7 protein-coding genes and 1 riboswitch are annotated in these 9,028 nt (G+C 52.3%); of the genes, 2 read left to right on the top strand and 5 right to left on the bottom strand.

Translation table 11 applies throughout. The features are described 5' to 3' along the window. The 5 genes from VIN66_RS05295 to VIN66_RS05275 all read right to left on the bottom strand — a co-directional run. Window positions 1-1,806 (bottom strand): putative bifunctional diguanylate cyclase/phosphodiesterase (locus tag VIN66_RS05295; RefSeq protein ID WP_331922991.1); only part of this gene is annotated, 1,806 nt, incomplete at its 3' end. 68 nt (window positions 1,807-1,874) lie between these two features. Continuing rightward, a complete protein-coding gene (locus tag VIN66_RS05290; protein WP_331922990.1) occupies window positions 1,875-2,738 on the bottom strand; it encodes a cation diffusion facilitator family transporter in 864 nt (287 codons plus the stop codon). 60 nt (window positions 2,739-2,798) lie between these two features. Further along, the gene (gene arsJ / locus VIN66_RS05285) at window positions 2,799-4,010 is read right to left on the bottom strand and encodes an organoarsenical effux MFS transporter ArsJ (RefSeq protein ID WP_331922989.1); all 1,212 of its coding nucleotides are present in this window, start codon (window positions 4,008-4,010) and stop codon (window positions 2,799-2,801) included. A gap of 3 nt (window positions 4,011-4,013) precedes the next feature. After that, the gene (locus VIN66_RS05280; protein ID WP_331922988.1) at window positions 4,014-5,024 is read right to left on the bottom strand and encodes an ArsJ-associated glyceraldehyde-3-phosphate dehydrogenase; all 1,011 of its coding nucleotides are present in this window, start codon (window positions 5,022-5,024) and stop codon (window positions 4,014-4,016) included. Window positions 5,025-5,035: 11 nt separating this feature from the next. Then, the gene (locus VIN66_RS05275; RefSeq protein ID WP_331922987.1) at window positions 5,036-5,365 is read right to left on the bottom strand and encodes a metalloregulator ArsR/SmtB family transcription factor; all 330 of its coding nucleotides are present in this window, start codon (window positions 5,363-5,365) and stop codon (window positions 5,036-5,038) included. 160 nt (window positions 5,366-5,525) lie between these two features. On the opposite strand from VIN66_RS05275, the gene VIN66_RS05270 reads away from it, so the two are divergent. Continuing rightward, on the top strand, window positions 5,526-7,160 hold the full coding sequence (locus VIN66_RS05270; protein ID WP_331922986.1) for a methyl-accepting chemotaxis protein: 1,635 nt from the start codon (window positions 5,526-5,528) through the stop codon (window positions 7,158-7,160). A gap of 154 nt (window positions 7,161-7,314) precedes the next feature. Further along, window positions 7,315-7,413: riboswitch (TPP riboswitch) on the top strand. A 39-nt stretch (window positions 7,414-7,452) separates the two neighbouring features. Next, window positions 7,453-9,028: TonB-dependent receptor (locus VIN66_RS05265; protein ID WP_331922985.1), on the top strand; the 1,576-nt coding region annotated here is incomplete at its 3' end.

Raw genomic sequence — 9,028 nt, 5'->3', positions numbered from 1 at the left:
CAATTGCGCCGTTGCTTCGTTCTCTATGCCTTCGGCCACGGTTTTCAGGCCAAGGCCTCTGGCCATATTAATCATGGCTTGTACCAGCGGTTCATCGCGTGATGATACGCCAAGCGATGTGATAAAAGAGCGGTCAATTTTCAGTGTGGTGGCGTTAAAACTGCGCAGATAGCCCAGGTTAGAATAGCCGGTGCCAAAATCATCGATAGCGAAGGTTACGCCCAGCTTATTTAAGTTATTGAGCTGCTTTTGCACCAGTTCGGTATCACTTATCAGTAACGACTCTGTCAGCTCCAGCTCCAGCGCACTGGCGGGCAAGCGGGCGTCGAGCAAACTGTGCTGAATGGTCAGTTCCAGCTGCTCATTTTTAAACTGTACATAGGATAAGTTTACCGCAACCCTCAGCTGGCTAAAGCCTTGCCTGCGCATACGGGAGCACGCCAGACAGGCTTCAGCCAGCACCCAGTTGCCAAGTTCGCCGATAAGACCACATTGCTCTGCCAGTGGAATAAAATCGGCCGGACTGATAAAACTGCCGTCGGGCTGCGGCCAGCGTAGCAGAGCTTCAACCGAGGTGATCTGCAGGCTGCGCAGATCAATCTGCGGCTGATAGTACAACACAAAAGCGCGTTGTCTGATGGCCTGGCGCAGCCGTTGCTGCAGGTTAAATTTGTCGGCATTGTCCTGATCCAGCTTGTCATCGTACTGGCAAACAGTATTACGGCCATCTTCCTTTGCTTTGTACATGGCTAAATCGGCCTTGCGGCACAAGACATTGAATTCATTGCCATCGGCAGGTGCCAGTGCGATACCGATAGAGCCGGAAACCGTGACGCTGGTCTGCATGATATTAAAGGGTTTGGCCACCTCTGCTATCAGCTGTAACGCCAGCGTATTCAACGCTGTACTATCGGCGACACAGGGTACCAGAAATAAAAACTCATCGCCGCCAAAGCGAATAACCTGCTGATCCGCGCTTAGCGTATCTTTTAGTCTTGTTGCCAGTTCACGCAGCAGCACATCACCGGCAGAGTGGCCCAATGAATCATTTACCGGTTTAAAGTTATCCAGATCCAGAAACAATACCGCAAGCTGGCGTTGCTGTTGCAAACAATAGCTGAGCGTCTGATGATACAGCTGTTCGCCTAATATCCGGTTAGGCAAACCGGTTAATGGGTCATGGTGTGCTAAACGCTCGATTTCGCGCCGGTTGATCCGCACTTTGGCGTTTTCCAGTTGCAGCGAGTGCATCAACAGGCGCATGTCCCGTACCATCAGAAACACGCTGAAGCCTGTTACCAGCATAATCACTGCAACAAATACCAGATGTTGCCAGCCCAGCACAGGAATGACCGGTTGCAGGTAGCCGGTTAAGGTGAGCCAGGTTAAAAAAGTGCAATACAGCATGACAAACAGCAGCAACGAATAAAACAAACCGACACTGCCAAGAATTGCGGCATAAACCAGTAAACCCGGGTATCCCAGCAGCGCAAGGTCACGTAATCCGCCGGAGGCATAGGCCAGCGCTGAAAGCATTAATGCCATTGACCAAAGCAGGATATAGGCTGACACCAGTGCTTGCTGTTTCAGCGCAAAGCCGCCGGCGACCACTAAGGCAATGCAGCCGGTCAGGATCAGCAACTGGGTTGTGCCTGACGACACAGCAACAGCCAATATAAGGCCCAGCAAGGTGAAACCGGTGATCTGCAGCAGACGACGGATACGAAAATAACTGAACTGCCTCTGGAAGTCGGCGCTATCTGTGATGGCAGAGGTATAAGTAACGGCTGAAAAGTTGTCTGGCATACTGCGCTGACGCCATATTATTTTAGCTATGTCTGATTAACTGTAGCGCTGAATAGTAAAAAAACCAGTTAGCCGGTTATCGCCGGTTCAATATGGATGACCAGTTCGATATTCAACTGTTTGGCTGCCAGCTCGGCCTCATCCGCCAGTTGATGTGCCTGCTGCACGCTCCAGCTGCCGGGAACCAGCATATCGACCTGGGCAAAACGTAACGTGGCTGCTGCGCGCGTGCGCAGGTTAACAAACTGAACGCTGGTGCTGGCAAACACCTGCAAGCTTTGTTCAAGTTGCTGTATGGTTTCGTCAGGCAGTGCTTTATCCATCAGGCCGTTGACGGCACGATATAAGATGCCGCCACCTTCATGCAGAATATGCAGTGCGACAGCAATTGCAACCAGCGGATCCAGCCAATGCATGTCGGTCAGCGCTGCCAGTGCTACCCCTATTACCACACCGGCCGTGGTCCACACATCAGTTAGCAGGTGCTTACCATCGCCTTCAAGTGCAGGTGAATGGTGCTGTTTACCGCCTTGTAATAGCAGCAATGCAATACCCAGGTTAATCAGGCTGGCCAGAACGGTAAGTGCGGTACCAAGCCCGAGCGTGGCAAGGGGCTGAGGGTTGAGCAGGCGCTCTGCAGCGGTAAACAAAATGGCGACCGCTGCCAGAAAAATCATGCCGCCTTCAAATGCAGCCGATAAATACTCGGCTTTACTGTGGCCATAAGGGTGGCTGTCATCTGCCGGACGGCGCGCTATGCTGACCATCAGCAGGGCAAAACCTGCACCGGCGACATTCACCAGCGACTCAATAGCGTCAGATAAAAAGCCGACAGAACCGGTGAAATACCAGGCCAGCGTTTTTAGCGCCATAGTGGCAAAAGCAGCCAGTAATGACAATAACAGTAGCTGACGCGGTCGCAGGCTAAGCATAAAGATATTCCAGAGTGTTATCAGCGGCTTATTGCAGTGTAGAGCAGGTGCAGCTTAAAGTCATGCTTGTTGTTTGCTCAGCCTGGCAGAAACAAGCACTGTGGCTGCCAGCAGGGCAGAGGAGACCCATAAGCAGGCAATGAGACCGTAAGCCTGATAAAGCCAGCCAGACAATACAGTTCCCAGTAAGCGGCCCATCGCATTTGCCATGTAATAAAAGCCGACGTCCAGTGAGACGGCATCACTTTTGGCGTAGCGGATAATCATATAGCTGTGCAAGGACGAGTTAACCGCAAACACTGTGCCAAACAGCAGCAATCCGCTCATGAGTACTGCCTCGCTGTGCCACTGCTGCCACATTGCCAGTGCAATCAGTGCCGGTATGCTGCTCAGCAGCATCGCCCAGTGCGTTAAGGTGCGCCCGTCAGGCAGCCTGGCGGATGCCTTGTTGCCTGTTAGTATAGGGGCTGCACTTTGCACCGCGCCATAGCCAATTACCCACAGCGCAAGGAAGCTACCAACGGCCCAATGGCTCCAGCCAAACTGACTGGCCAGCGTCAGCGGCAGGGCAATCACAAACCAGACATCACGGGCAGCAAATAACAGCAACCTGGCTGCAGACAGCACATTTATCGCCCGGCTTTTGGAGACTAAATCTTTGAATTTGGCTTTGTATTTACTCTTACCAAGCCCGGCTTTCAGTTGCCATAAACTAAACAGCCATACCACCAGTAGCAATGACAGCAGGCACAGAATGGCCGATTGAAAGCCAAACAGGCTCAGTAAGGCACCGCCGGCGAAGAACCCTGCACCTTTTAACGCATTTTTTGACCCTGTTAATATGGCCACCCACTTAAACAGCGCACTTTGGGCATCGGCTGGCAGCAGCATTTTTATGCTGCTTTTGGCACTCATTTTATTCAGATCTTTAGCGACACCGGACAACGCCTGGGCGGCCATTACCCAGGGTACAACCAGATATACTGCCGGTAGCAGAAGCATCGCCAGTGCGACAATCTGTAGCAGCAAGCCCAGATTCATTGTGTGGTTTAAGCCGATCCTTGACCCCAGCCAGCCTCCGAGCAGGTTAGTGATGACGCCAAATACTTCATAAAATAAAAACAGCATCGCAATAGCGATGCCGGTGTAGCCGAGGCTGTAAAAGTGCAGCACTACCAGCATGCGCAGTGCGCCATCGGTCAGGGTGAAAGCCCAGTAATTGCCGGTGATCAGCAGGTACTGTTTCAGCTCCGGGCTAAGTGGTTTTGTCATAGCTTAGGTTTTATCCTGCAGGCCGACCATTCTTGCCAGCTCAGCGGTGCGGTTGGCGTAACCCCACTCGTTGTCGTACCAGGCATAGATTTTCACCTGAGTGCCATTGATAACCAGCGTAGATAAGGCATCGATGACACCCGACCTTGGGTCGGTTTTATAATCCACCGACACCAGCGGCCGGGTTTCGTAACCTAATATGCCTTTTAATTCACCTTCTGCAGCTGCTTTTAGCAGAGCATTCACTTCATCACTTGTGGTAGTGCGTTCAACTTCGAATACGCAGTCAGTTAACGAGGCATTCGCCAACGGTACCCGCACAGCGTGGCCATTAAGCCGGCCTTTTAGTTCGGGGAAAATCTCCGTAATCGCGGTCGCAGAGCCGGTGGTGGTAGGAATTAAACTGCTGCCACAGGCGCGGGCACGGCGCAAGTCTTTATGCGGTGTGTCAAGAATGCTCTGGGTATTGGTTAAGTTATGGATGGTGGTCATGCTGCCGTGTTTAATAGCCAGTTTTTCATGGATCACTTTAACCACCGGTGCCAGGCAGTTCGTCGTGCAGCTGGCCGCGGTGACGATGCGATGCTGCTGTTTGTCGTACAGCTGATGGTTTACCCCCATCACGATATTGAGTACACCAGGCTCTTTTACCGGCGCACTGACGACAACCCGTTTGACACCCTGTGTAAGGTAAGCTTCCAGCAGTGTTTTGCTTTTCATTTTACCGGAGGCTTCAATCACGACATCACAGCCAGACCAGTCAGTATCAGCGATGGCTTTGTTACTGCTAACCGTCACCGCCTTACCATTGATCAGGATGTTATTGCCCTCAGCCTGGGCGTTGTGATACCAGATACCGTGCACAGAGTCAAAATTGAGCAAGTGGGCCAGTGTGTCGGCACCGGCAGCCGGGTCGTTAATCTGTACAAATTCTACTTCAGGCCAGTCAAACGCTGCCCGCAGAGCCAGGCGACCAATACGGCCAAAGCCATTTATACCTACTTTAATTGTCATATCAGTACTCCTTAGCAACAGGTGACAGCCGGGCGGTTAGCCAGACTTGCGATATTGTCGCGGATGAACTCCGGGTTATGTGCCAGCGTTTGGCGCAGCACCATTTCCGCCCATGCCGGCAATGCCGGATGCAAGCGGTAAAATACCCACAGGCCGCGCTTTCTGTCCTGCAGCAGGCCGGCCTTTTTTAACAGTGCCAGATGACGCGATACCTTAGGCTGAGGCTCACCCAGTGCCTGCATCAGGTCACAGACACATAACTCTGGCTGTTGGCACAGCAGTAACACTGCTTTGAGGCGGGTGTTATCGGCGATGGCTTTGTAAAGGGTAATAGGCTGCATAGTTAACTTACTATATCTGTTTTTTCGCATGTAATGATGCGTGGTGAATATGACATTTTGATGAAGGTCAGTCTAGTAGCGACCAGCCTCAGGTTGTCACATAAATATCATCTGCGACGCTTACACTGCGCGCGTCAAAGCCTTGCAGAGTGGAGCCGTTATGTTGTCGAAGCTGAAAATTTCATCCCGGGTATTGTTGCTGGGTGTGATTCCTCTGATGCTGGTCGCGCTGGTGCTGATAGCGGCTTTTTTCAGTGTGCAGCAAAAGGATCGGTTGTTTAATAAACTCTATAGCGATCACTTGGCTATTTTGTCTGATGTCATGGCTGTGCAGCAGATCTTGCAACAAAGTGCACTGCAGGACATCCGTAAGTACCGCACAGGCTGGGCATCCGCGGAAGCGACCGAACAAGCTATAAAAAGCCAGCTGGAACATGCTACGCAACAGTGGCAGAACTTTGTACAAAGCCGGCCGGTAATGACCGATGCTGAGTATTACGCAGCGCTGGATCAGGCGTTTGAAAAAGCCATAAAGCATTATCAGGAATGGATAAGTTACGCCGGCAGTGATGCGCTGCTGGTGCGTATTCTGAACGAATCTACCGTTAACAACGAAATTGAATTGCGTATCACCGCTTTTGCCAAGCTTGCTGAGGCGTTTATTCAGCAACAGCTCGCAGCCGGCGCAGTGGTGCGGGATGAAGCGGCAGACTTTACTGCGCAGCTGGTACAGGCCTACCTGCTGGCTGGTATTACGTTACTGCTGATGATCAGCCTGTTGGTCTGGCGGGTGCAACGCTCGGTTTGCCGGCCACTGTGGGCCCTGCGCGATATGCTAAAACAGGTGCAACAAAGCTCGGATTTGAGCTTACGGGCCAACGATAGCGGCAGTGATGAAATTGCTCAGGCATCGCAGGCACTGAATCATATGATTGGCCACTTTGAGCAGCTGGTTGCCCGTTTGGGTAGCAGTGCCGGTGCCCTCAGTGAGCAGGCCGAGTCTGTATTTCAGAGCAGTGACGATGTTAGTCAGGGCGCCGGGCGTCAGGCACAGCAAGCCGGGCAACTGGCCGCTGCAGTGGAGCAAATGACGGCATCAGTGCAGCAGGTCGCGACCAACGCCAAAGAAGCAACTACAGCTGCGCAGCAGGCTGAGCAGTTGTGCAGCGCGGGCAGTGCAGTCGCCACTGCCAGTGCAGCGGGCATTACAGCACTGGCACAGCAGCTTGAGCACAGTGCGACGGTTGTGAAACAGCTGCAGCAGGAATCTGGCCAGATTTCATCAGTGCTGGATGTGATCCGCAAAATTTCCGAACAGACGAATTTACTGGCGCTCAATGCCGCCATAGAAGCTGCCAGAGCCGGTGAAGCCGGTCGGGGGTTCTCTGTGGTGGCAGATGAAGTGCGTACACTGTCTGCCAATACTAAGCAGGCAACAGAGTCTATTCATGCCATGATCAGCAAGCTGCAGCAACAGGCCAGTAGCGCGGTGGATACGATGCAGGATGCGTACGGCCAGGCTGAAAGCAATGTGCAACTGGCGCAGGACGCGGGTAAGCGCTTTGCTGAGCTTGCCGCTGCCGTTGAAAGTATTGCTATAACCAACGGTACTATTTCGGCTGCAACAACGCAGCAGCAAACCGTAGCGGCAGAGATTGCCGGTAGCATACATCTGCTAAACGATGATATTTCTCAGCTGAGTGATGGTGCCGGGCGCGCCACTCATGCCAGCGAGCAACTGAACCTGCTGGCGATGCAATTAAATGACGACTGGCGGGTGTTTGCCGGCAACTGATGGTTAACGTCCGGTGCCTGACACCTGCTAGCCTGCAGTTTTGACGCTGCAGGCTCCTCTGGCCACAACTCCAACTAGCCCCTTCGGCTGTAATCGGGCACAGCCTGTTGCTCGCTGCCAGATTGCATCGCGAGATAAAACGCTTTACACTTGCCGCGCAACCAAGGGGTGCTTTTGCTGAGATGCCTTTACAGGCAAACCCTTAGAACCTGATCCGGATTATACCGGCGGAGGGATGGTGCTAACTCCTCAAGCTGGTGTGATCTCTGAAGTTTTGGAGATTCATACAACAATGCGTTTACTTCCGTCTTTACTTGCTGTTGCCGTCGGCAGCAGTTTTGCTATCCAGGCCAATGAGGCCGAATCATCAGTCGAACGCATCACCGTACAGGGTGATTTTCGTCAGCAGTCGGTGCAACAATTATCCGGCAGTATTGCTGTTGTCAGTGAGCAGGATGTCAAGCGTACATCTGCACAGCATCTTGATGACTTACTCAATCAGTTTGCCAACGTCAACTTTACCGCGGGTGCCTCGCGCGGGCGCTATATTCAGGTGCGCGGCATTGGCGAGCGCAGTGAATTTGTCGATACCATTAACCCGTCGGTCGGCATTCTGATTGACGGTATTGAATACTCTGGCTTAGGTATCAGTGGCATCAGTGATCTGGCTCAGCTTGAAGTGTTCCGCGGCCCGGAAGCAACCCGCTTTGGTGCCAACGCACTGGCGGGCATGGTGAATCTGACAACAAAAGGGCCAACAGCAACGCCTGAAGGTAAATTCAGCACGACGTTAGCCAATTACGACAGCCGTCAACTGGTCGGTCAGTTCAGTAACAGCCTGAATGAGCAGGTAGGTTACAGCCTGGCACTGGAGCAGCAATACTCTGATGGCTTTATCGACAATGCTTACCTTAACCGTGATGACACCAACAACATCGATGAATTTACCGGCCGGTTTAAGTTGCGCTACCAGCCAATGGATACGCTGGCGCTACAGCTGGTAACGCATTTTGTTGACCAGGATAACGGTTACGATGCATTTTCGCTGGATCGCAACCGCACAACCTTATCGGATGAGCCGGGGCAAGACCAAATCCGCAGCAAAGCTGTGGCATTACAGGCTGATTACAGCGGTTTGCCGTTTGCCACCGTGCTGGCGCAGCTAAGCTGGCTGACTGCTGACAGTGACTACGGTTTTGATGAGGACTGGAGCTATGCTGGCATTCATCCTGATGAGTACTCAACCACCGATCGTTATCTGCGTAACCGCGACCAGCTGACACTGGATTATCGTTTTATTTCTACGCCTGAGGGTAAACTTGGTAACAGTGACTGGGCTTTTGGCTTGTATGCAGCCAATAGAAGCTTCGATTTAACCCGTCAGTTCTGGAACTGGGATTTATGGCAGGCCGATAGTTTTGTCAGTGCGTTAAATCGCACCAATGCTGCACTGTACGGGGAGCTGTCTACACCATTAAATACCCACTGGACGCTGGTCTCCGGTTTACGACTGGAGCGTTATGATGATGAATACAGCGACAGCAGCGGCAATGTGATTGAAAATCACGATACGATGTGGGGCGCTAAGCTGAGTCTGAATTATCAGGTAAATCAGCAGGCGCTAGTGTATTTGCTGGCATCGCGCGGCTATAAAGCCGGAGGTGTTAACGGCGATGCACTGTCAAAAGCGGCGGATGGCAATTTAACTGAGTTGTTAAGCAAAGCCAGTTTTAAACCGGAAACCTTGTACAACGCCGAATTGGGTGTAAAGGGCAGTGCGCTGGACCAGAGTATTACGGCGCGGGTCGCAGCATTTTATATGTGGCGTGATGATATGCAGGTTAAAGGCTGGCTGAACCCGGACAGTG

Source organism: Rheinheimera sp., from assembly GCF_036568245.1.
Lineage (GTDB): Bacteria > Pseudomonadota > Gammaproteobacteria > Enterobacterales > Alteromonadaceae > Alishewanella.
The sequence above is the reverse complement of the archived record's forward strand: the minus strand, read 5'-3'. Positions and strand labels throughout refer to the sequence as shown.